Source organism: Planomonospora sp. ID67723, from assembly GCF_015711605.1.
Lineage (GTDB): Bacteria > Actinomycetota > Actinomycetes > Streptosporangiales > Streptosporangiaceae > Planomonospora_A.
The window spans coordinates 653081-675589 of sequence record NZ_JABTEZ010000002.1 but is presented as its reverse complement, the minus strand read 5'-3'; the positions used below and the strand labels follow the sequence as shown (position 1 = coordinate 675589).

At 73.0% G+C, this 22509-nt stretch carries 17 protein-coding genes; 9 read left to right on the top strand and 8 right to left on the bottom strand.

Annotated elements, in window-relative coordinates; all coding sequences use genetic code 11:
• Window positions 1-115: 115 nt before the first annotated feature.
• Window positions 116-691, top strand: a complete 576-nt coding sequence (locus HS041_RS39330) for an ATP-binding protein (RefSeq protein ID WP_307845313.1) — start codon at window positions 116-118, stop codon at window positions 689-691.
• Between the two features lie 349 nt (window positions 692-1040).
• The gene (locus HS041_RS15670; protein WP_196441414.1) at window positions 1041-3437 is read left to right on the top strand and encodes a helicase-associated domain-containing protein; all 2397 of its coding nucleotides are present in this window, start codon (window positions 1041-1043) and stop codon (window positions 3435-3437) included.
• A gap of 23 nt (window positions 3438-3460) precedes the next feature.
• Here HS041_RS15670 and HS041_RS15665 read toward each other — a convergent pair whose 3' ends face one another.
• Complete coding sequence (locus tag HS041_RS15665) at window positions 3461-4504, bottom strand: ABC transporter substrate-binding protein (RefSeq protein WP_196441413.1); 1044 nt, start codon at window positions 4502-4504, stop codon at window positions 3461-3463.
• Window positions 4505-4586: 82 nt separating this feature from the next.
• Between HS041_RS15665 and HS041_RS15660 the strand changes: the two genes are divergently transcribed.
• From HS041_RS15660 to HS041_RS15640, 5 genes are all read left to right on the top strand, one after another.
• Window positions 4587-5657 (top strand): FecCD family ABC transporter permease, encoded by a 1071-nt coding sequence (locus HS041_RS15660; RefSeq protein WP_307845312.1) that lies wholly within the window; start codon window positions 4587-4589, stop codon window positions 5655-5657.
• Window positions 5654-6712 carry a FecCD family ABC transporter permease gene (locus HS041_RS15655; protein ID WP_196441411.1) on the top strand — a complete coding sequence of 353 codons (1059 nt, stop codon included), beginning with the start codon at window positions 5654-5656 and terminating at the stop codon, window positions 6710-6712. Before HS041_RS15660 ends, HS041_RS15655 begins: the two co-directional genes overlap by 4 nt.
• Window positions 6709-7503, top strand: a complete 795-nt coding sequence (locus HS041_RS15650; protein WP_196441410.1) for an ABC transporter ATP-binding protein — start codon at window positions 6709-6711, stop codon at window positions 7501-7503. The genes HS041_RS15655 and HS041_RS15650 overlap by 4 nt, the downstream gene beginning before the upstream one ends.
• A gap of 191 nt (window positions 7504-7694) precedes the next feature.
• Window positions 7695-9053, top strand: coding sequence for a hypothetical protein (locus tag HS041_RS15645; protein WP_196441409.1), 1359 nt, complete (start codon window positions 7695-7697; stop codon window positions 9051-9053).
• 4 nt (window positions 9054-9057) lie between these two features.
• Window positions 9058-11265: an outer membrane protein assembly factor BamB family protein gene (locus HS041_RS15640; RefSeq protein ID WP_196441408.1), complete on the top strand. Its 2208-nt coding sequence runs from the start codon at window positions 9058-9060 to the stop codon at window positions 11263-11265.
• An 18-nt stretch (window positions 11266-11283) separates the two neighbouring features.
• Here the strand turns inward: HS041_RS15640 and HS041_RS15635 are convergent, their stop codons facing one another.
• Together HS041_RS15635 and HS041_RS15630 are read right to left on the bottom strand one after the other, a co-directional pair.
• Window positions 11284-13806: a penicillin acylase family protein gene (locus tag HS041_RS15635; protein WP_196441407.1), complete on the bottom strand. Its 2523-nt coding sequence runs from the start codon at window positions 13804-13806 to the stop codon at window positions 11284-11286.
• Between the two features lie 117 nt (window positions 13807-13923).
• Window positions 13924-14547, bottom strand: coding sequence for a TetR/AcrR family transcriptional regulator (locus tag HS041_RS15630; RefSeq protein ID WP_307845311.1), 624 nt, complete (start codon window positions 14545-14547; stop codon window positions 13924-13926).
• Window positions 14548-14587: 40 nt separating this feature from the next.
• Between HS041_RS15630 and HS041_RS15625 the strand changes: the two genes are divergently transcribed.
• Window positions 14588-14926 carry a rhodanese-like domain-containing protein gene (locus tag HS041_RS15625; protein WP_196441406.1) on the top strand — a complete coding sequence of 113 codons (339 nt, stop codon included), beginning with the start codon at window positions 14588-14590 and terminating at the stop codon, window positions 14924-14926.
• 20 nt (window positions 14927-14946) lie between these two features.
• Here HS041_RS15625 and HS041_RS15620 read toward each other — a convergent pair whose 3' ends face one another.
• On the bottom strand, window positions 14947-16557 hold the full coding sequence (locus HS041_RS15620; RefSeq protein ID WP_196441405.1) for a DUF885 domain-containing protein: 1611 nt from the start codon (window positions 16555-16557) through the stop codon (window positions 14947-14949).
• Window positions 16558-16695: 138 nt separating this feature from the next.
• Between HS041_RS15620 and HS041_RS15615 the strand changes: the two genes are divergently transcribed.
• The gene (locus HS041_RS15615; RefSeq protein WP_196441404.1) at window positions 16696-17016 is read left to right on the top strand and encodes a GroES family chaperonin; all 321 of its coding nucleotides are present in this window, start codon (window positions 16696-16698) and stop codon (window positions 17014-17016) included.
• Between the two features lie 96 nt (window positions 17017-17112).
• Here the strand turns inward: HS041_RS15615 and HS041_RS15610 are convergent, their stop codons facing one another.
• The 4 genes from HS041_RS15610 to HS041_RS15595 all read right to left on the bottom strand — a co-directional run bounded on the left by HS041_RS15610 (window position 17113) and on the right by HS041_RS15595 (window position 22461).
• The gene (locus HS041_RS15610) at window positions 17113-17637 is read right to left on the bottom strand and encodes a DUF3592 domain-containing protein (RefSeq protein WP_196441403.1); all 525 of its coding nucleotides are present in this window, start codon (window positions 17635-17637) and stop codon (window positions 17113-17115) included.
• A gap of 71 nt (window positions 17638-17708) precedes the next feature.
• The gene (locus HS041_RS15605) at window positions 17709-18602 is read right to left on the bottom strand and encodes a WD40 repeat domain-containing protein (protein WP_196441402.1); all 894 of its coding nucleotides are present in this window, start codon (window positions 18600-18602) and stop codon (window positions 17709-17711) included.
• A 251-nt stretch (window positions 18603-18853) separates the two neighbouring features.
• Window positions 18854-19345: a TIGR02611 family protein gene (locus tag HS041_RS15600; RefSeq protein ID WP_307845310.1), complete on the bottom strand. Its 492-nt coding sequence runs from the start codon at window positions 19343-19345 to the stop codon at window positions 18854-18856.
• A 158-nt stretch (window positions 19346-19503) separates the two neighbouring features.
• Window positions 19504-22461 (bottom strand): cellulose binding domain-containing protein, encoded by a 2958-nt coding sequence (locus HS041_RS15595; RefSeq protein WP_196441401.1) that lies wholly within the window; start codon window positions 22459-22461, stop codon window positions 19504-19506.
• Window positions 22462-22509 lie beyond the last annotated feature (48 nt).

Below are 22509 nucleotides of genomic sequence, written 5' to 3'. Positions count from 1 at the left end.
CAAGATCCCCTTTCCGTCAAAGCTACCGAAACAGGGGTACCGTAGCGCCTGCACGAACCTTATGCACGTGCATTCGCTCTTGCACCTGCACATGAGTTTGCCTCATCATGATCTCGTGCAGTCCACCCAAACCGCTCCCCCACGTTCCGCGTGGACGGCGCTCGACTGGTGGCCCCCGGTCGGCTGGTGGCCCGACGCGGCCCGCGATCTCCTCTCCGGTCTCCCGGCGGTGCCCACGACCGCGCTCCCGGCGGCCAGCGCCACCTTCGTGCTCCCGCCGCACACCGAGTCGGTGCACTCGGCGCGGAGCTTCACCCTCGGGACCCTCGCCGGCTGGCGGCTCGGCGACCTGAGCGAGAACATGGAGCTGGTCGTCTCCGAGCTGGCCACCAACGCGATCAAGCACGGCCTCCGGCTGGCCGACTCCCGCGCCAGGGAACCCGTCCGGCTCTCGCTGATCCGCCGGGGCACGCTGGTCGTGTGCGCGCTCAACGACCCGGGCAGCGGATGCCCCGCGCTCCGCGACCCCTCCCCCCTCGACATCGGCGGGCTCGGACTGCACATCGTCGAGTCGCTCAGCGCCCGCTGGGGCTGGGCGCCGCTCGCTCCCCACGGCAAAATCGTCTGGGCCGTCCTCTCCCCCGAGTCCCCCGAGCCCCCGGCGGAGAACCGGGCCCCCGCGGACGCCTGAGCCCTCCCGCCCCCGGGCGCCGTTCCGGGAAGCCGGACCACGGCGCCCCGCGAACACCCTGCACCTCCGGCGGGCACCGGAAGCACCCGGGAAGACCGGCCGGGGCACGGAAGACCATCCGGAGAAGGCGCCGCCTCTTCCCCTCACCCGGCGCCGGCCGGCTCCGGGACCGGCGACTCCCCCGCCACCGGGTCCCGGAGCCGGTCACAACCGCCCGGCCGCACGGCGCCCGCCATGGAACGCGTTGCATTCCGCGCGGTGCATGCCCCACGGCATGCCCTCTGCATTACCGTTGATGTCCATGGCTCACGGAGAGTCCCCCGAGCGAGATTCCTAAGAGAGCTGCGAGATGGACGATCACCTGCTCGGCTGGTTGAAAACCCTCGACGAAGAACGGCTCGCCCGAGTCCTGGCCAACCGGCTGGACGCCATCGCCCCACCGTGGCCGCGCCGCCTGGACACCCTGGCGCAGCGGCTGGGCAACGGCTTCGCCGTGATGGAGGTGCTGCGCGTCCTGCCGCTGCCCGCCCTGGAGGTGGCCGAGGCCTCGCTGGCCCTGGGCGACCAGGCCGGCCCGCAGACCCTGGCCGGTCTTCTCGGCGTGCCCGAGTCCGAGCTCGCCCCCTGGCTCGACACGTTGTTCGACCACGCGCTGGCCTGGCCGGACGGCGAGGGGCGGGTCCGGGTCGTCGGCGCGCTCGCCCGCTGGTGGACGGCCCCGTGCGGGCTGGGCGAGCCGCTGACCCACTACCTGAACTCCTGGACGGTGAGCACCGACGCCCTGCGCGGGCTCGCCCGCTCGCTCGGCCTGCAGCACGGCCCCAAGCGGCGCACGATCGCCAGGATCTCCGAGACCCTGTCCGACCCCGCCCGGGTGGCCGCCCTGCTGGAGCGGGCCCCGGCGGGCACCGACCGGCTGCTGGAGGACTTCGCCTGGGACGGCCCGGTCCGCGACGTGGACGGCGGCCGGTTCGTCGTGCCCGGCACCCCGGAGAAGTGGGCCGCCGATCACGGCATGGTCTTCCGGCCCAGCTGGAACGTCGCCGAGATGCCGCGGGAGGTGGCGCTGGCGCTTCGCGGTCCCGACTACCGCCCGCCCTTCAACCCCGTCCCGCCCGATCTCGCCACGCACCCGGTGGACCCCGAGACCGTGGACCATCTGATGACGCTGGCCGCCCCGCACGTGGTCGAGCGCTGCGCCGCGCTGCTGGAGAACACCGCCAAGACCCCCCTGCCGCTGCTCAAGGCGGGCGGGGTGGGGGTGCGCGAGGTCCGGCGGGTGGCCAAGGAGACCGGCTGCGACGAGGACGAGACCCGGCTGCTGCTGGAGATCTGCGCGGTGGCCCGGCTGCTGGCGTGGGACGAGCCCGCCGGCGGGCTGGTTCCCACCGACCGGTTCGACCGGTGGCGGCTGGACGACGCGGCGGCGCGGCTCCGGGTGCTGCTGTCGGCGTGGTGGCGGATGGAGCGCTCGTCCCTGCGCCGCATCGGCGGCAAGTACGGCACGGTGCTCGGCGACGACCCCTCCGGGACCGCGGTGGCCCGGGCCCGCCGGGCGCTGCTCGGCGTGCTGGCCCGGCTCCCGGCCAGTACGGCCTGCGCCGACCGCGCCGGCCTGGTCCGGCTCACCCACTGGCACGCCCCGCTCCTCGACCGGGCGCTGCTCGCCGAGTGCGCGCCCGGCGTGCTGGAGGAGGCCCGGCTGCTCGGCCTGGTGGCCCAGGACGCGATCACCGACCTGGGCCGCGCGCTGGCCGTCCTGGACGCCGACGCCGGAGACGAGAACGACGACTCCTCCCCGGCCGTGGAGCACGACCCGGCTCTGGTGGAGTGCTCCACCCGGGCCCTGGCCAGCGTGCGGCGGAGCGCCCTGTTCGGCGCCGACCTGACCGCGGTGGTCACCGGGCCGCCCTCCGCCGAGCTCGCCGAGCTGCTGGACCGGGCCGCCGAGCGGGAGTCGCGCGGTGCGGCCTCGGTGTGGCGGTTCAGCCCGGCGAGCGTGCGCGGAGCCCTGGACACCGGGCACACCGCCGAGAGCCTGCTCGGCGAGCTCGCCGAGGTGGGCACGGTCCCCCAGCCCCTCGAATACCTGGTGCGCGACGTGGCCCGGCGGCACGGCGAGGTCACCGTCACCACGGTCGCCTGCATCGTGCAGGCCTCCGACCCGGCGCTGCTGGCCGAGATCGCCGCCCACCGGCGGCTGAGCAGGCTGGGCCTCCGGCTGCTCGCGCCCACCGTGCTGGCCAGCGCGATGCCCGCCGACAGGACCCTCGCCGCGCTGCGGGAGAACGGCTACGCCCCGGTGCCGATCGAGGACACCGGCGAGATCACCGTCCGGCGCGCGCGGATCGAGGAGCCGCAGGGCGGGCGGCTGATCCTGCTGCCCGGCGGGCAGGTGGCCGAGCTGGAGCCGCCCGCCCACGTGCTGGTGGAACCGCCGCCGGACCCCCGCGAGCACGCGCGGCGCCTGTTCGCCGCCGAGGGCGGGAGCCCCCGGACCACCGGGCGCACCTGGGCGGTCATCGGCCGGATGGCCTCCCGGCTGCCCACCGCCCAGCAGTCCCTGCTCGGTTTCGTGGTGGACCGCGGCGTGCGGGCGGGGATCACCTTGGCCGACGGCCTGACCGCCACCATCAGCCACGGCGAGCTGCGCAGCGGCGTGCTCGACGCGTGGTGCGAGGAGGCCGGTGACTACCTGGAGTTCCCGCTGGCCGACATCGTCGAGGTGCGCGGCGCCTACGCCTGATCCGCCGCCCCGGTCCGCTCCGGCTACCCCTCCAGCTTCCTGGCCTTGGCGAGGTTGACGGCGAGCTCCTCCAGCACCGAGGCGTAGCCCTGGTAGCTGTAGGGCTCCTCCGCCTGCCAGGGGTAGACCTGCCCGGCCTTGACCGCGGGGAGCTGGGCGAAGGTCGGTTTCTTCATCATCTCCTCGACCTTCATCGACTGCGTGCGGGCGTCGACGAGGATCACATCGGCCTTGTAGGTGTCGGCGTTCTCCCAGCTCAAGGTCTGCCAGAAGCCGGCCTTGTCGATCTTCTCCGGGACGACGACGTCCAGGCCCAGCTCCTTGAAGTACCCCACGTCCACGTGGTCGGCGGGGTTGGCGACCCACAGGGCCTCCGGGCCGCCGGCCATGACCATGATCTTCAGCGCCTTGTTCTCCGGGGTCGGCAGCGCCTTGGCCGCGGCCTCGAACTTCGCCTTGGCCGCGGTCACCTCGGGGGCGTTCAGGTCGGCGCCGAGGGCCGCGGCCAGCTCGCCGTACCGCCCGATCAGCTGGGGCAGTGATTTGCCGACCAGCCGGATGCCGAGGGTGGGGGCGACCTGCTCGATGGTGGCGGCGGACTTCTCCGGGACGTACCAGAGGGCGTCACCGGTGTACATACCGCTGACGAGCAGCTCGGGCTGGAGCGAGATGTACTTCTCGACGTTGAACTCGTCCCACACGTTGCCGATCGACTCGACCTTGGTGATGTCGACGGAGCCCGCCTGCGGGTCCTTCGAACCGTCCTTCAGCTTGTGCGGGCCGAACACCGCGGTCGGCCGGACGCCGAAGTCCCAGAGCGCGGCGGCGGCGCCGACCTGCGCCACGATCCGCTCCGGGCGCTTGGGCAGGTCGATCTTCTTGCCCCGGTCGTCGGTGAAGGTCCACGGGCCCGCCGCGGAGGCGGGGGCGGAGGGGGACGCGGCGCCGGCCGGGCTCTGCCCCGCCCCTTCGCCCGGGGCCCCTTCTCCGCACGCGGCGAGGGTGAGCAGGGCGGTGCCGAGGCCGGCGGCCAGGAACCCTCGGCGGGACAGGACAGGCAGGGACATTTCCCTCTCCAAAGGATAGGCTTACCTAATTGCTGAGAAAGTAGATTAGCCTTACCTAACCATGAGCTTAGAAGGGGGTCGGGTGACTCCGGCCGGGGTGATCGAGGCAGCGCCGGAACCGGGGGCCGGGCAGGCGCCGCCGCGACGCCGGGCGGGGCGCACGACCGCGCTGGCGTTGGGGCTGCTGGCCGGCCTGGGCGCGCTGGTCCTGCTGACGTTGGTCGGCATCGCGGTGGGCTCCCGCTCGGTTCCGCTCTCCATCGTGGTGGATGCGCTGACGGCGCCCGACGGCTCCGGCGACCACACGGTGATCCGGGAGCTGCGCGTGCCGCGCACGCTGCTCGGCCTCGGTGCGGGTGCGGCGCTCGGCCTGGCCGGGGCGCTCATGCAGAGCCTGACCCGCAACCCGCTCGCCGACCCGGGGCTGCTCGGCGTCAACAACGGCGCCGCGCTCGGCGTGGCCGTCGCCCTCGGCCTGCTCGGGGTCTCCGACCCCGCCCTCTACGTCTGGTTCGCCTTCGCCGGGGCGGCCGCGGCCTCGGTCCTGGTCTACGCGCTGGGCTCGGCGGGCCGGTCCGGTTCGAGCCCGGTACGGCTGGCGCTGGCCGGCGTGTCCCTGGGCATGGTCCTCAGCGCCGCCTCCTCCGCGATCCTGCGCGCCGACAGCGCCACCTTCGACCGCATGCGGTTCTGGCTGACCGGGTCGCTGGCCGGTCCGACCCCCGACGTCGCGATACGGCTCGCACCGTTCCTGGCCGCCGGCCTGATCCTCGGGCTGGCGCTGGCCGGGCCGCTCAACGCGCTGGCGCTGGGCGACGAGGCGGGGCGCGCGCTGGGCGCGGGCGTCGGCCGCACCCGGGCGCTGGCCGCGATCGCCGTCACCCTGCTCTGCGGGTCGGCGACCGCCGCCGCCGGGCCGCTGTGGTTCGTCGGGCTGGTCGTGCCGCACGCGGTGCGCACCCTCACCGGCTCCGACCAGCGCTGGCTGCTGCCGTACACCGTCGTGTTCACCCCCGTGGTCCTGCTCGCCGCCGACATCCTCGGCCGGGTGGTCGCGCGCCCCGGCGAGGTGCAGGTCGGCATCATGTGGGCCGTCGTCGGCGCGCCGGTGTTCATCCTTCTCGCCCGGCGCCGGAGGCTCGCCGCCCTATGACGACCACCGCACCTTCCCCGCAGGCTCCTTCGGGGGGCCGCGCAGCGACCGCCCTGCGCGTCGGCCCCTGGTCGCTGCGCCTGTCCCCCCGCGGCCTCACCGCCGGCGCCCTGCTCGTCGTGGCCGGCGTCGCCATCAGCCTGGTCGCCCTGTCGACCGGCGAGTTCACCGTCCCCATCCCCGACATCGTGGACTCGGTCTTCGGCCAGGGCACCCCGACCGCCGAGCTCATCGTCGGCAGGCTCCGCGCGCCCCGGGTCGTGACCGGCCTGCTGGTCGGCGCCGCGTTCGGACTGAGCGGAGCGATCTTCCAGAGCCTCACCCGCAACCCGCTCGGCAGCCCCGACTTCATCGGGTTCACGGCGGGCGCCGCGACCGGCGGCATCGCCGCGGTCGTCATGGGCGGCTCCGCCTGGCAGATCGCGGGCGGATCACTGCTCAGCTGCGTGGCGTGCGCGCTGCTGGTCTACGCGCTGTCGTTCCGCAACGGCGTGCAGGCCCACCGGCTCATCCTCGTCGGCATCGGCGTCAGCGCGCTGCTCGTCTCCGCCGACTGGTACCTCCTCACCCGGGCCAACATCAACGACGCCGCCACCGCGGGCGCCTGGCTCACCGGCAGCCTGAGCGGGCGCGGCTGGGAGCACGCGCTCCCCGTCGCCTGCGCGCTGGTGGTGCTCCTGCCGGTCTGCGCGGCGCTGTCCCGGCCGCTGCGGATGATGGAGATGGGTGACGACTCGGCCAGGGCCGTCGGGATCCGGATCGAGCCGGTGCGCGCGGCGGCCGTCACCGCGGGCGTGCTGCTGTGCGGGGTCGCCACCGCCACCACCGGGCCGGTGGTCTTCGTCGCGATGGCGGCCCCGCAGCTCGCCCGGCGGCTCACCCGCTCCCCCGGCGTCCCCCTGCTCTCCTCCGCCCTGATGGGGGCGGTCCTGCTGGTGGCGGCCGACCTGGCCGCGCAGCGCCTGCTGGCGCCGACCCAGCTACCCGTGGGGATCATGACCGCCGCGATCGGCGGCACGTACCTGGTGTTCATGCTCCGGAAGGAACGACGTTGAGACTGCACGGCACCGGACTGACGCTCTCCTACGACAGCCGGGTGATCGCGACCGGGCTGGACGTGGCGATCCCGGACGGCTCGTTCACGGTGATCATCGGGCCGAACGCCTGCGGCAAGTCCACGATGCTGCGCGCGCTGGCCCGCATGCTCAAGCCCCGAGCCGGGGCGGTCCATCTCGACGGCGCCCTGATCACCTCGCTGCCCTCCAAGGAGGTCGCACGCCGCCTCGGCCTGCTGCCGCAGAGCTCGATCGTGCCCGACGGCATCACGGTCGCCGACCTGGTCGGCCGGGGCCGCTACCCTCACCAGCGGCTGATGCGCCAGTGGTCGAAGCAGGACGAGGTCGCGGTGGCCTCGGCCATGGCGTCCACCGGTGTCACCGATCTGGCCGAGCGCTGCGTGGACGAGCTCTCCGGCGGGCAGCGTCAGCGCGTCTGGCTGGCCATGGCGCTGGCCCAGGAGACCTCGATCCTGCTGCTGGACGAGCCGACGACCTTCCTCGACATCGCCCACCAGATCGAGGTCCTCGACCTCTGCGCCGACCTGCACGAACAGGGGCGGACGCTGGTGGCGGTGCTGCACGACCTCAACCAGGCCTGCCGCTACGCCACCCACCTCATCGTGATGCGCGAGGGCCGGATCGTGGCCGAGGGCGACCCGGTGGAGATCGTCACCGCGGAGCTGGTCCGGGAGGTCTTCGACCTGAACTGCGAGATCATCCAGGACCCGCAGAGCGGGACCCCGCTGGTCGTCCCCGAGTCCCGCCGCCGCACCCGAACCCCGGTCTGAGGCCCCTCCGTCCCGGCGACCGCACCGGTTTCCCGGATGCGGCCCGCGGTTCCGCATCCGCCCTCCGGGCCGCCGTCCCTGCGCCCCGGAAGGATCGTTCTCGACGCCACCTGTCTGCTATTGCATGACAAATCCGCTTAAGCGATCATGCCCACGTAGCTGGATCGGCGCTGCGGACAAGAGGACGGACGATGCACCAGCCCGAGGACGAGTCGTACCCCACCGTCCAGGCTCCCCGGCCCGAGCCTCCGGACGCGGCCCCGCCGATCCTGGGGGCGGCTCCGGCCCCGGGGCCCGCGCCATCCGCCCGGCGCCGCCTCCTGGTCACCGCGGCCGCGACCGCCTTCCTCACCGGAATCGGGGTCACCGCCGTCGTTCTCCTGAACGGCGGGCCCGCGGGTCCCGACCTGACCGGGGTCGAGCCGGTCTACCGGGAGATCCCCGACCCCTACCCGCCGGCGAACACGCTGACGGAGGTCCCGGAGGACTGCGGGCTCCGGCCCGGCACGCTCGCCGACCTGGTCCCGAAGGCGGCCAAGAACAGGAACCCGGGCCCGGAGAGCGTCGACGGCCTCGTCATGACCTGCGGGTTCAGCAGCGACGTCAGCCTGAGCGAGATCGTGTACCAGAACCTGGCCACCGGCTCGCTGACTGTGACGTTCCAGTCGCATGTGAACGCGTTCGAGAAGCCGTCCGTCAGCCAGGCGATCTCCATCATGTCCGTCTCGCGCGAGGACGGGAACGCCGCCTGGCAGGAGGTGACGGGGCTCGGCGACGAGGCGGTCGCCCAGTACGACGATCTGGCCCGCGGCGGTGAGGTCCTGTTCCGGCACGGCGCCGTCCTGATCACCGTGCGCTACTCGGGGAGAACGGCCCCCGACATAACGGAGGAGAACGCGGGGCAGTTCTCCCTCTACAGGGGGAAGGAGATCGGCGAGAAGCCCGCCGTCGACGGCGCGCTCCGGGCCGCGCGGGAGGTGGCGGCGTCCGTCGGCGCCGAGGTCGGCGACGTCGCGATGGGTGTCCCTCCCGAGCGGGGCTCCCCGCTCGCCCCGCGCCCCGCCTGCTCTCTCGTCACCCCCGCGGTGCTGGAGCGCCTGGCGCTGCGCTCCGCGCCGGAACCGGTCGATACCAGCCTCGTCTCGACGGAGGCCAAGGGCGGCACATGCCTGTGGAACGGTGACCCGCGGCTGGAGATCGACACGGGCGTCCTGACCGGCACGGTCCGCGAGGGCGCCTCCCTGGCCGCGCACCACGCCTATCTGGACCGCTACCACGGCACGAGGGACGGCGACCAGGTCGACGTCGTCGACAAGCCCACCGGGCGCTTCCGCACGCTCACCGGACTCGGCGACGAGGCCTTCGTCTTCTCCTACAAGGCGTACTCCGCTCCGGATCCCGTCGGCACCAGGCAGTGCGCCGAGATCTTCTTCCGGCTGCGGAACACGCTGACCGAGATCTCCCTCTGCGGGAACGGCTTGTCCGAGCAGGACGCCCGCACCGCCGTCTCCCTCGTCGCCTCCGACGCCGCCGCCGCGCTGGCGAGGTGAGGCGGTGGAAGCGCTCCGGCCCGGAGACCCCCGGCATGTCGGCGGCTACCGGATCCTGGCCCGGCTCGGCGCGGGCGGGATGGGGCAGGTGTTCCTGGCCAGGTCGCGGGCGGGCCGGGAGGTGGCGCTCAAACTCGTCCACGCCGCCCTGGCGGACGACCCGGAGTTCCGCGCGCGCTTCCGCCGGGAGGTGACCGCCGCCCGCGCCGTGAGCGGGGCCTTCACCGCCTCCGTGATCGGCGCGGATCCGGACGCGCCCGTCCCCTGGCTGGCCACCGACTACCTGCGGGGCATGTCCCTGCACCGGGCCGTGGCCCTGCACGGGCCGCTGCCCCTGCCCGGTGTGATCGCGCTGGCCGCCGGTCTCGCCGAGGCGCTCGTCGCCATCCACACGGCCGGCGTCGTGCACCGCGACCTGAAACCGTCCAATGTGCTGCTCACTTCCGAGGGCCCGCGCGTCATCGACTTCGGCATCGCCCGCGCCGCCGACGGGGCGGCGCTCACCGCCACCGGGTCCGCCGTGGGCTCCCCCGGCTACATGGCTCCCGAGCAGGTGAGCGGTACGGCGGAGGCCGACACGGCGGCCGACGTCTTCGCTCTGGGCGCGGTGCTCGGGTACGCCGCCACCGGCGCCAACCCCTTCGGCCGGGGTCCTGCGGACGTGCTGCTCTACCGGGTGCTGCGGGCCGAACCGGACCTCGGCGCGGTCGAGGACGCCGAGTTGCGCGGACTCATCGCCCGGTGCCTGGACAGGGAACCCGGGCGGCGGCCGACGCCGGACCGGATCCTCTCCGAGCTCGCCCCCCGGGCCCCGGCCCCGGAGGCGCTCCTGGGGACGACGTGGCTGCCGGACGCGTTCTCCGCCGACATCGACCGCACGCCCGCACCGCCGCCTCCGGTGACCGCCGGGACGTCCTTCACACCCTCCCGGCGTGCGGTCCTGACCGTCGGCGCGTCGGGGCTGGCCGGCATCGCCGTCACCGCCCTGGGCATCACCCTGGCCAAGCGGCTGGGCGGCGGCGACCTCCCGGAGCGGAGTCCGTCCTCCGCGACCGGGAGCACCGCGAACGCGTCCGCCACCGAGTCCGCGGCCGTCCAGTGGCGGCGGGAGGTGCCCGTCACCGACATCGGCGGGCTCGCGATCGCCGAGGGGGTCGTCCTCGTGTCGGGCGGATCGAACGGGGTCCACGCGCTGGACGCCGCGACCGGGGCCCGCCGGTGGCAGGTCCCGCTCCAGCCCGAGTCCAGTGGGATCCGTCCCTTCCTCCCCCTGGTCTCCGGTGGGACCGCCTACCTCCGCGACGGACGGACCGTCTCCGCAGTCGGCCTCGAGACGGGCGAGGTGCGCTGGACACACCCCTTCCCCGCCGGGTCGGGACAGCACCAGGCCGTGATGGCCGCGGGGAGGCTGGTCGTGGCCGTCTCGGAGGCGGAGGCCGTCGCCTTCGACCCGGACACCGGAGAGCGCCGCTGGGCCACGCCGGTCAGGCGGCCGGAGGATGCCGCCGCGCTCTCCGGGAACCTGCTCTGCGTCGTGGTCCCCGCAACCGGCGGACGCCAGGTCCAGGCCCTGGACGTGCGCGACGGCCGTACCCGGTGGAGGCGGACCCTGGGCGGGTACAGCAGGGCCGGCGGTGTCACGGCCGGTGACGGCGCCGTCTACACCGTGGGCGACGGCAGGATCCACGCCCTCGCCGCGGCCGGCGGAGAGGTGCGCTGGAGCACGGCGGTCGGCGGCACGCCGCGGCTCAAGGCTCTGCCCACCGTGGCCGGGCAGAGCCTCTACCTGGAGGACCGCGAGGGGTTCCTGCACTGCTTCGACGCCCGCACGGGGAAGCGGGCGTGGAAGCAGGCGGTCTCCACCACCGGGGAGGCACGCGACGGTCTCGGCCTGTACGGCCTGCTCCCCCTCACCGTGGCGGGCCTGGTCGTCGTGCACGACCACGGCGGCAGCCTGCTCGCCCTCGACCAGGGGACGGGCAGGGTCTTCTGGCGGGTGAGCGCGGAGGACCCGCTGGGCCGGCCGCCGGCGCTCACCTCGGGCTCCCTGCACGTCCGCGGCGTCAACACCGTGATCACGGTCCAGGTCGCCTCCGGCCGCATCCTCCGGGAGGAGCCCGCTCCGCTCACCCGCTTCGTCACGGCCGTCGGTGACATGCTCTACCTGGCGGGGGACGGAGAGGTCACCGCGATGCGTCCTCCCGCCGGGTGAGGACCGCCGGGCAGGGGCTCACGGGACGAGCGTGAGGGTGTTCTCGGCGGCCTGCCGTACGGCCCGCTCGGTGGAGAGCATCGGGGTGAACCTCCCCTCCGCCCACAGCTCGGCCTGGTCGTCGTAGTTGCGGTGGAAGGCGTGGCCGGAGGCGCCGGTCAGGTTGATCCACTCCGAGCGGTCCAGGTCGGCCAGGTCCACGACCATGCGCATCGACGGCACCCAGTTGACCTGGTAGCCCTCGGTGGCGTCCCAGCCGGTGGCGTTCACGGTGTCCTTGCCGCCGCCCGTGCTCAGCGGGCCCCGGTTGAACAGCCACTCGATCGGGGCGATGCCGCTGGTGCCGAAGGTCTCGTGGGTGAGGTCCAGGGTGTGCAGGTCGCCCCAGGCCCACCGGGCCGGGTCGTCGCCCAGCCGCTCGCGGAGCTCGGCGTCGGCGTCGGCCATCGCGGCCTTGAGCATGTCGTCGCGTCGCTCGGCCGTGCCGGTGGTGCGGACGTCGTCCCAGAAGGGATCCTCGGGCTTGTCCAGCAGATGGCGGACCACCTCGTACCAGCGGTCGTTGCCGCCGGGGGCGACGGCGCCGGACAACTCGTCCTCGAAGACACGCTCGAGCAGGTTCCGCCAGACGGCGTTGAAGTAGGCGGCCCCGGCGGAGTCGCGCCCCTGGCCGGAGTCCCAGCCCTTGAGGGCGTCGTTCGGGGCGCCGATCCGCAGCAGGTGCGGGACGAGGAGCGGGGCCAGGCCGTTGTGGTCGTCCATCTGGATCTCGCCCATGGTCCGCACGGTCATCTTGCCCTCGGCGATCGTGTCCTTCACCCGCTCCACGATCCGCTGGGAGCGGTAGCCGTGGGACCAGTCGGAGGTCAGGAACAGCTCCTCGCTCGGACGGGCGACCGCGTTGTTGGCGGTGACGATGTAGCCCTCCGACGGGTTGTAGACGGACGGCAGCTTCTCGAACGGGACGAAGCCGGTCCACTCGTGTTCGCCGTCCCAGCCGGGCACGGGCATGGTGCCGTCGCCCTCGGAACGGACCGGGATCTTGCCGGGGGCCTGGTATCCGATGTTGCCCTCGACGTCGGCGTAGATCAGGTTCTGCGAGGGAGCCTCGAAGGAGGCCGCGCCCTCGCGGAACTGCTCGAAGTTCTCGGCGCGGTTCATCAGCAGGATGGCGTCGGCGGTGCGGCCGGGGTCGAGCGCGGTCCACCGCAGGGCCACCTCCAGGCCTTCGGCCTTCTCGCCCAGGCGCGCGGCGGCCCCGGGCACGGCCTCGCGGGCGTCGCCGAGCACGCCGGAGATGATCGGGCCGTGGCCGGTGGCGCGGACCTCCAGCTCGACCGTCTCGCCCCCGGCCACCTTGATCTGCTCGGTGCGCGTCTGGATCGGCTTCCATTCGCCCGCGACCTCGACGGTGTCGCCCTTGACGCGCTCCAGGTACAGGTCGCTGACGTCGGGACCGAGGTTGGTGAAGCCCCAGGCGATCTTGTCGTTGTGGCCGATCACCACGCCGGGCAGGCCTGCGAAGGTGTAGCCGGTCACGTCGTAGGGGCAGGCCGCGCTCTTGGTGCGGCAGTGCAGCCCGGCCTGGTACCAGATCGAGGGCATCTTGGGGCCGAGGTGCGGGTCGTTGGCGAGCAGCGGCTTGCCGGTGGCGGTGTGCGCGCCGCCCACCACCCAGGAGTTGGAGCCGATCCCGGCGAAGTCGCCTCCGGCGGTCCCGAGGAGGGCGGGAGCGGCGTCCACCAGCGCGGAGGCCTCTGCCAGCGCGTCCGCCGCGCCGACCGGCCGGCCGCCCTTGGGCTCCTGCGCGGCCTCGTCGCCGGTCCCGGTCACGATCGTCTGGTGCCGGTCGAAGGGGTAGCCCGGGTAGAGCTGCGCGGCCCGCTCGGCCGGGAGCCTGGCCGCCACCAGGGCCCGGTCGATCTCGGACTCCATGTTGGAGCGCAGGTCCCAGGCCATGGCCTTGAGCCAGGCCAGGGAGTCGGCGGGGGTCCACGGCTCGGGCTCGTAGCCGGAGTTGGTCAGCGCGAGCACGCCGTACTCGAGACTTCTCTCGGCGAACCCGTCGTGCCGGGCCATCCAGGCGTTGACTCCGGCCGCGTAGTCCTCCAGGGCCTGGCGGGTCTCGGGCCGCAGCAGCGGGAGCTCGGCCTCGGCGGTGCGCCGCCAGCCGAGGGTCCGCACGACCTTGTCGATGTCCAGGGTCGAGGCGCCGAACAGCTCCGACAACCGGCCCGCAGTGGTCTTGCGGCGGAAGTCCATCTCCCAGAAGCGGTCCTGGGCGTGCACGTAGCCCTGGGCCTTGAGCAGGTCGGCCGGGCTGTCGGCGTAGATCTGCGGAATGCCCTGCGCGTCGCGGTGAACGGTCACGGCCGCGGCCAGGCCGGGGAGCCGCGTCTCGCCGGAGAGCTGCGGGAACGACCTGCGGACCGTCCAGGTCACGGTCCCGGCGAGGACGACCGCCAGGACGAGGAGAACGACGACGGTCCGGGCGATCCACCGGATCGGCCGGGATAGACGAGCAAACGGAGCTATCCGCACAGAGGTGACCTTTCATCGCACAAGTGACGCATCATCGATTGTGAGACGACCTCATGTGACTTTGGTTACCTGCTGGTAGCTTTTCGGACTCGGTCACCCGCCTCCGGCCGCAGCCCCTCAGCCGAGCACGAGACGGCGGACCGCCTCCCTCGCCCTCGCCCGGCCGTACTCCCCCACCAGGACCGTCATGTGCTCGGCGGCCAGCGGGGCGAGCAGCGCGTGCGCGAGCGGGTCGGCGTCGCAGCCCGGGCGCGCCTCGCCCAGCAGGACCGCCACGTGGAGGCGCCAGAACCGGTAGGCGCCGATCCGGTAGCGGGCGCCGGGGCTGGCGGTCTCCGACATCCGGACCAGGTCGAGATGGCCGAGCAGGTAGTCGACATAGGCGTCCACGAAGGCCGCCAGCCGCTCCACGGCCGGGGCGCCCGGGCCGAGAGGGGGCGGGCCGGACAGGATCGCCTCCTGCAACTCGCGCTCACGCTCGTCGAGGAGCGCCGCGGCCAGGCCCGACTTGTCGCCGAACCGGCGGAACAACGTGCCCTTTCCCACCCCCGCCTCGGCCGCGACGGCGTCCATCGAGACGCCGTCCACCCCCTTCTCGCGGAACAGCCTGTCCGCCGCGGCCAGCACCTTCATCCGGTTGCGCGCGGCGTCGGCCCGCTCCCGGGGCGGCTCGCCCAGCAGTGTCCGCAGCGGCTCGCTTGACGAAACGGACCGCAGTCCGCTACTTTCCGACTCGTTCACAGAAACGGACTATAGTCCATTTAGGCCCGAGGAGGCCAGCATGACCGCACTGATCAGCCGCGACGAGCTGAAGGCCGCGATCGAGGCGGGCACCGCCGTCGTCGTGGACGCCCTCGGCGGCGACTACTACGCCCGGCAGCACCTGCCCGGCGCGATCGCCCTGGTCGAGAGCGAGGTCGCCGCCCGCGCGGCCGAGCTCCTGCCGGACCGGGACGCCACCGTCGTCACCTACTGCTCCAACCCGGCCTGCGGCAACAGCGAGGCGGTGGCGCGGCGCCTGACCGCCCTCGGCTACTCCGACGTGCGCAAGTACCGCGAGGGCATCCAGGACTGGGTCGAGGCGGGCCTGCCCGTGGAGACGGGAGCGGCCGTCGGCTGACCGCCCCGTCTCCGCAGGCGTCAGCTCTCCAGCGCCACCCGGCGGGCCAGGCCCAGCGGCAGCCCGCCCGAGCCCGCCAGGGTGTCGTGGAAGGCGCGCAGGTCACCGCGGCCGGCCGCCGTGTAGTCGGCGCGGATGCGGTCGATCTCCAGCGCCCCGGTCAGGTAGGACGGCGCCTGGGTGGGCCAGGCGCAGTAGCGGTTGACCTCGCCCTTGGCGGTGCCCGGCGTGAGGGAGGACTTGGTGGTCATGAAGTGCTCGGCCTCCTCGATGCTCATGTCACCGCAGTGCAGCGAGGTGTCCACGATGATGCGGGCCGCACGGAAGATGCGGAACTCCAGGTGGGCGAGCTCCTGGGCGGGGGTGGCGAAGTAGCCCTGCTCGCGCATGACCTTCTCCACGTACAGCGCCCAGCCCTCGGTGAAGTACGGCGTGCGGAAGAGCTTGCGGGCCCGGCGCGGGCTGTCGGCCACCCATGACAGGTGCCAGTGGTGGCCGGGGTAGGCCTCGTGCACCGCGATCGAGGGCATCTGGGCGCGGGCGTTGGTGCGCAGCCGCTGGCGGACCTGCTCCTCGGTGAAGGAGTCGGGGGTGAACGGCACGAAGAAGTGCCCGACACGGGAGGCCGACAGCGGCGGCGGCGAGAGGTAGGAGGCGACGGACAGGATCGGCCGCTGGAACTCCGGCGACGGCACCACCCTGCACTCCTCGCCCTCGGCGAAGGTCACCAGGCCGCGCTCGCGGACGAACGCCCTGGCCCGCTCGGTCTCCGCCTCGTACTCGGCGCGCATGTCCTCCAGGGTCGGCGCGTGGTCGTCCTGGAGCTTGCCGATGGCGGCGTGCCAGTCGTCGGAGCCGCCGGGCAGCCGCCGGGCCACCTCGCGCATCTCGGCGTCCAGCTCGTCGTAGGCGGCCTGACCTCGCTCGCGCAGCCCGGCCGCGCCGTAGCCGAGCATCTCCCGCTCGCGCAGCAGGGCCGAGTAGAGCTTCTCCCCCATCCGCCACGTGCCGGTCGCCTCGAATCCGCCGAGGAACTCGACCAGCTCGTCGAAGGCCGCCGCCGCGGGCTCGGCCGCCTCGGCCAGCCGGGCGCGCAGCCGCTCGTCGGCGACCAGCCCGGGGACGGTCGCGGTGAGGAACCGCCGGCCGGTCCGCGCCTGGCCGAGGCCCCGCTCCACCAGCAGCGGGGCGGCCAGCTCGGGGTCCAGGTTCGTACGGCAGGCGGCCAGGACGTCCGGCACCTCGGCCAGCCGCGCGACGGCGGCGTCCACCAGCTCGTCCTCACCCGCCAGCCGGCTCAGGAAAGGGCTGAAGAAGGACGCGAAGACCGGCCCCACGTAGACGGACGGGTCGCGCCGCCAGGAGGGCCAGGACTCGAAGGCGAGCGCCCCCCGCAGCGTGGAGATGATCAGCTCGCGGTCGATCTCGTCCTCGAACCCGCCGCCCTTCACCTCCTGGAGCCGTTCCAGCCAGCGCCTCGACTCACCGTCGCGGGCGAGGATGCCCGCCTCGGTGAAGTCGCCGAGGGTCCGGTCATGGCCCGGTGCACCCGCCAGGGAGGCGGAGATGGGGTTCGCGCTCAGGTACCAGTCGACGAATTCGTCGACCAGGCCGGGAGAGAGGTCCGTCATGCCGGGTGAGCCTACTTCTCCCCTCCGACATCCGGAACTCCCCGAAAACATTGGAACCGGCCTCCCGCACGGCGGGTTTCCACGCCGCCCGGAACGGGCCGACCGGTACGGCCGCCGCCCGTCCCCTAAACTTCTGTCGTGGCCGACCCGAAGTTCGAGATCCAGATGCTCCACGACCGCGTCATGGTCAAGGTCGAGCAGGACACCGAAGAGCGGCGCAGCACCGCGGGCATCGTGATCCCGGCGACCGTGAAGATGGCCAACCGGCTCGTCTGGGGCGAGGTCTGCGGCGTCGGCGCCAGCGCCCGCACCGTGAAGGTGGGCGACAAGGTCCTGTTCAACCCCGAGGACCAGTACGAGGTCGAGGTCCACGGCCAGATCTACCTCGTCATGCGCGAGCGCGACCTGCACGCCATCGCGACCCCGCAGACCGACAACGGCACCGGCCTCTACCTCTGACGCACCCGGCTACCTCTGACGCGCCCGGGCCGGGGCCCGCGGCCTCCCGCGCCCGTCCCGGAACGGCCCGGCGTCCCGTCCCCCGGCCTCCCAGGCTCAGTCCGCGGCCCCATGCCGGTGGTCGCAGCCCTTCACCCCGGTCCGGGCGAGCGCGCGCAGGTCGTCGGCGATGACGCCCCTGCCCGGCTCCTCCGGGTCGTAGGCCACGGTCACCTCGGTTCCCTCGGGCACCGGATCGAAGGTGGTCTGCCGGAACGCCAGGCCGGGGACCCCGGGTGCCGAGACGTGCAGCCTCATCAGCTGCCGGCCGTTGATCCTGCTCGGCGCGGCGGTGACCCCGGTGACGACGGCCCGCACCCGCAGGCCGTACTCCAGCAGGGCCCGGCGGCGGCGGTCGAGCATCCGGAAGTAGAGGGCCAGCACGACGGTGGCGACGACGGCGACCACGCCGAACGCGCAGAAGACGATCCCCAGCGTCAGGGCGGATCCGCTCTTCATCGGGATCCCGTTGCCGGTGAGCTCGCCGATCACGAAGAAGAGCCCGATCGGCAGCCACGCGATGTGCGCGCCGGGGATGAACAGGAACGGCCGGAAGGTCTTGGCGTACTCCATGTCGGGCATGCCCGGAGCGTAGAGCCGCCCGTTTGCGGATCCCTTGCAGCCCGGTTGCCCGAGGGTCCGCCGGAAGGGCTTCAGGACGTGCGCGTGTAGCCGAGGTAGAGCTTGTTGCGCCAGTCGGCGGAGGGGATGCCGGCCAGCACCCGGACGATCCCGCCCCGCAGGTCCGACACGACGGCCCGGTAGGAGCCGCCGCGGGCGACGACCGCGATCAGGTGCTTGTCGTCCCACCAGCCCCACAGGCCCGCCGGCCGGATGTTCACCCTGGCGGCGAGCCTGCCGGTGGCCCGGTCCCAGACGCAGACGTGCTCGGCGTACGCGGCCGGGCACCAGGTCGTCATCCTCCGGCCCGAGGGCGAGAAGGCGTCGTCTCCCCCGGCGGGCGTGCCGGTCCTGGCCAGCGTGCGCCGTACTCTGCCGTCCTGCCCGTAGAAACGGGTCCCGCCCCGGTGCCCGGCCACGAGATCGGCCCCGTCGGGGCTCCACCGGAAGCGCGCGGCGGGGTCCACGCCCGGCACGGCCACCACGCGGGCGGACTTCGCCGCCGCGTCGACGAGCACGAAGCCGGTGGCCGCCCAGCCGGTGGCCGTCTTCTTCCGTACGGTCAGGACCGCCTTCCCGCCGTCTCTGGACCAGCGTGCGAAGCCCGCGAGCAGCGGCTTCCTCACGGTCCTGATCCGGGTGCCCCTGCCCGTCGCGACGTCGAGGAGGGTCACCGAGTCGTATCCCCCGGTGTAGGAGGACGGCACGGCCAGCGCCGTGGTCCCCTTCGGCGCGACCGTGATCTCGGTGTCCGAGCTCCGTCGCACGAACCCGGTCCCCCGGCGCAGGTAGACCGCCTTGCCCACCGTGTAGGAGGTGACCCGGACCCGGTCGGCGGAGTCCTCGCGCACGGTCGTCGAGGTACCGGGCAACCTGACGTCCTCCGGCGCGGCGTGCGCGGGCACCGTGACGGCCGCTGCAGCCATCGCTGTGGCCGTCGCTGTGACCGTCGCCGCGGCCACGACGGTTGTACGGCGGAGCAGGCGGCACATCCCACGTCTCACAGGCACCATCGCAGCGTAGGCCGGAAAGATCCCCTGACATCTGATCTATACCGAACCGGTTGCCTCTTCAAGGCCGGTCCGCGCACGGCCCGCACCCGGTCGCACACCGGTCAACGGCTGCCGCCTCCTGGAGCCCCGGACCGGGAGCGCGGCTCCGGCAGCCGCGGGGACCGCTAGCGGATGAGGAGCTTCTGCGCCTCGGTGACGAGATCGATGCCGAAGCTGAGCTTGACCCCGAAATAGACGATGGCGGTGGCGGTGGCGGCGGCGACGAGGATGACCGTGGCCTTGACGAACCAGTTCTGCCGGCCGAGCCAGGCCATCCATGCCGAGAGGGTCCGCTTGCCGAACTCCAGCAGCCGGTGGGCCCAGTGGAACTCCAGGGCCAGCACCGCCAGGCCGGCGAAGACGACCGCCCAGCCGGGACCGGGGAAGGGCACCATGATGAGCCCGGCGACGACCAGCACGCCGCCGATGGCACCGATGACGATCTTCAGGGTGAGACGGCCGGTGCGGGTGGCCCGGATCGCGTCCAGCCTCCCGTGCAGGCCGGAGCGCATGGGAGAGCGCTCGGCGGCCTCGGCCTTCATCGCCTCGGCGTCGCCGACCGCGGTCGGCCGCTCCATGCCGTCCTCGGTCTCTCGCATCTTGTCTGAGATCGCCACGCGCTCTCCTGAGCAGTCGGTTTCGTTCCAGGATAGGCGGGCCGGAGGAGATGCTGCTCCTCCTGGGGGAGGAACACGGAACCGGCCGTACGGCGGGTGCCCGCCGTACGGCCGGTCGAGCCGCCGCCCTCCGGCGCGGAGGACGGCGGCGGTGCCCGTCAGCTCGCGGCGCAGGTGACGGTGGCGGGGACGCCGTTGGCGCCGGTCCAGCTGCCGCCGAAGCCGAACGAGGTGGAGGCGCCCGCGTTCAGGTTGCCGTTCCAGCCCGCGTTCTTGACGGTGACGTCCGCTCCGGTCTGGGTGTGCACGCCGCTCCAGAGCTGGGTGATCTTCTGGCCGTCGGGGAAGGTCCACTTCACGGTCCAGCCGGTGATGGCCGAGGTGCCGGTGTTCTTGACCGTCACCTCGCCCTGGAAGCCGCCGGGCCAGGAGTTGGCGACCCTGTAGGCCGCGGTGCAGCCGCCTTCGGCGGGTCCTCCGGTGGTGGTCTTGAAGGTCACCGGGTCGGAGGCGGCCGAGGTGTTGCCCGCGGCGTCGCGGGCCACCACGTAGTAGGTGTAGGAGGTGTCGGCCGTCAGCCCGGTCAGGGCGAACGACGCCGGGGAGGGCGAGCCCACCTTGACGTCCGTCGCCCCGGCCTCGCGGTAGACGTCGTATCCCTCGACCCCGACGTTGTCGGTCGAGGCGGTCCAGGTCAGCGTGGCGCCGGTCGAGGTGATCGCCGAGGCGGCGGGCTTGCCGGGCCTGGACGGCGCGGCGGTGTCGTCGTCCGGGGGCGTGGTGCCGCCGCCGGTGTCGGCGTAGACGATGCCGCGGCCGTTGGTGCCGAGGTAGACGCGGCCGTAGATCCGGGGGTCGCCGGTCAGGGCCTCGCCCATGTTGCCGTACTGGTGCTGGTCGTCGTTGACCCGCACCCAGGTGGCGCCGGTGTCGTCGGAGCGGAAGACGCCCGTCACGCCGCCGATCGTGGCCACCGCGTACAGCGCCTGGTAGTTCCGGCCCTCTGCGGCCTTGCCGAAGCCGATGTTCACCGCGCCGGTGATTCCGGAGAGCTTGGTGAAGGACGCGCCGCCGTCGGTGGAGCGCCAGATTCCGGACGCGCCCTCGGCGGCGTCGCCGCCGGCGAGCCAGATGTGGCCCTCACGGCCGGGGACGGCCTTGAACTTGACGTTGCCCTCGGCGGGCAGGCCGGTCGCGGCGGTGGCCGCGAACGTGGCGCCGCCGTCGGTGCTGACGTAGAACTTCCCGCCGCTGAAGCCGTAGAACCTCTTGGCGTTCACCCGGTCCGACTCGACCACGGCGCCCGTCGGGATGCCGGTGGAGGCGGTCCAGCCGTTGCCGTAGCCGACGGAGTGGTGCACGGCCACGCCCTTGGGCGCCCAGACGAACCGGGAGCCGTCGGCCGCCGCGGCGACGGTGCCGCCCTCGTTGATCCCGCTGGGCTCGGTGCCCTGGAACCAGTTGGCGCCGCCGTCGGTGGAGAAGGCGACGTGGCTGTCGTTGGGCCGGTCGGCGTCGGTGAAGTTGCCCGCGCGGACCATCACGCCCGGCGCAGTCTCGGCGTAGTCGAGGCTGGTGGTCGAGGTGAAGTTGGGGGCGGTGAACATCATCGGCGGGACCTTGTCGAGGTCGGTGTGCCGGAAGCCGCCGATGTCGCCGAGGGCGCTGACCAGCGGTGCGCCGGAGGGCGGGCTGATCAGGTCGAGGACCGCGGTCTCCTCCAGGCCCTTGACCATCGGCTTGATGGTGAACGTCTCACCGGTGTCCCACTTCTTCAGCTCCTCGGTGCCGTAGATCGTCGCGCCGGTGCCGTACATCATCCGGTTGGAGTCGAACGGGTCGATCTCCACCGACTCGTTCATCCAGCCGAGTTTGGGCGTCTCCTCGGGAGGCTGCGGGTTCGACCCGAAGGTCAGCCACGGCGCGGAGGAGACGTCCATCGTGTAGCGCTTGGTCCGGTTGGGGTAGGAGCTCCAGTCCCAGATCCGGGTCCAGGTCGCACCGGCGTCGGTGGAGCGGAAGAAGATCGCGTCGGGCCACCAGGAGACCTGCGTGGCGACCATGATCGTGTCAGGGTCCTGCCGGTCGATCGTGAGACCGCTGTAGCCGAAGTAGTCGTCGGCCGAGCTGGACGGGATCGGGCTGATCCGCGTCCACGCGCCGGTGGCGGTGTTCAGCTTCCACACGTCGCCCTTGGCGCCGTCGTACGGCCCGCCCGTGTCGCTGGTGGCGATGTAGAGGGTGCCGCTCTCATGGTCCAGCACGCCCTTGTGGGCGATGTAACCGGTCGGCTGGCCGGGGACGCGGGACCAGGTGGCGCCGCCGTCGGCGGAGCTGTAGACCGTGTTCTCCTTGTCGGCCACGCCGACGTAGATCTTCTGCGTGGTCTTCCCGGCCGTCGCCGAGGTCGGGTCGAAGGTCACCCAGACCACGCCCGGCCGGTGGCTCATGTAGCCGTTGGGGTCGTTCGGGTCCGCGGCGTAGTCTCCGGGGTTGGTGAAGCTGGTGACCTTGGCCCAGGTGACGCCCTTGTCGGTGCTGCGCCACAGGCCGTTGCCGTCGGGCGCGCCGAGGTAGATCACGTTGTTGTTGTTGGGATCGACGGCCAGCCGCTCTCCCATCCCCCTGCCGGGCATGTTTCCGCCGAGCTTGAACGGCAGTGCGGTGGCCTGCCAGGTCCTGCCCCGGTCGGCGGAGCGCAGGATCGCGCCGTTGTTGGGGTCCCAGTCGTTGGTGTACATCCCGGCGGCGACGTAGACGCGGTCGGGGTCCACCGGGTCGGTGGCGAGGCTGACCACGCCGTTGTATCCCCATGTGTCCCAGCCGACCCAGTCGAGCAGCGGGATCCAGCTCTTGGCGGACTGGTCCCACCGGTACGCCCCGCCGATGTCGGTGCGGGCGTAGATGAGGTTCTTCTCCTTCTGGTTGAAGACGATCCCCGGGACGAACCCGCCGCCGTCGATGCGGACGTTCTTCCACTCGTTGGTCTCGGCGGCGGCAACCGGGGCGGCCGCCGGGGTGACGGCCGCCGACGCGGCCTGACTCGTGACGGCGGTGCCGGCCGCCGCGCACGTCACCGCCGCGGCGGCGAGCACGCTGACCAGTCTTCTTCGCATGTACGGCTTTCCCTCCGCAGAGCAATGGACGAACCGCCATGCACGGTC

Bases quoted from the DNA above. Each gene is read 5' to 3' on its own strand.
- HS041_RS15625 (WP_196441406.1), top strand. From the start codon at position 14,588: ATGACCGCACTGATCAGCCGCGACGAGCTGAAGGCCGCGATCGAGGCG.
- HS041_RS15610 (WP_196441403.1), bottom strand. From the start codon at position 17,637: ATGCCCGACATGGAGTACGCCAAGACCTTCCGGCCGTTCCTGTTCATC.
- HS041_RS15595 (WP_196441401.1), bottom strand. From the start codon at position 22,461: ATGCGAAGAAGACTGGTCAGCGTGCTCGCCGCCGCGGCGGTGACGTGC.
- HS041_RS15655 (WP_196441411.1), top strand. From the start codon at position 5,654: ATGACGACCACCGCACCTTCCCCGCAGGCTCCTTCGGGGGGCCGCGCA.
- HS041_RS15605 (WP_196441402.1), bottom strand. From the start codon at position 18,602: ATGGCTGCAGCGGCCGTCACGGTGCCCGCGCACGCCGCGCCGGAGGAC.
- HS041_RS15670 (WP_196441414.1), top strand. From the start codon at position 1,041: ATGGACGATCACCTGCTCGGCTGGTTGAAAACCCTCGACGAAGAACGG.
- HS041_RS15620 (WP_196441405.1), bottom strand. From the start codon at position 16,557: ATGACGGACCTCTCTCCCGGCCTGGTCGACGAATTCGTCGACTGGTAC.
- HS041_RS15645 (WP_196441409.1), top strand. From the start codon at position 7,695: ATGCACCAGCCCGAGGACGAGTCGTACCCCACCGTCCAGGCTCCCCGG.
- HS041_RS15665 (WP_196441413.1), bottom strand. From the start codon at position 4,504: ATGTCCCTGCCTGTCCTGTCCCGCCGAGGGTTCCTGGCCGCCGGCCTC.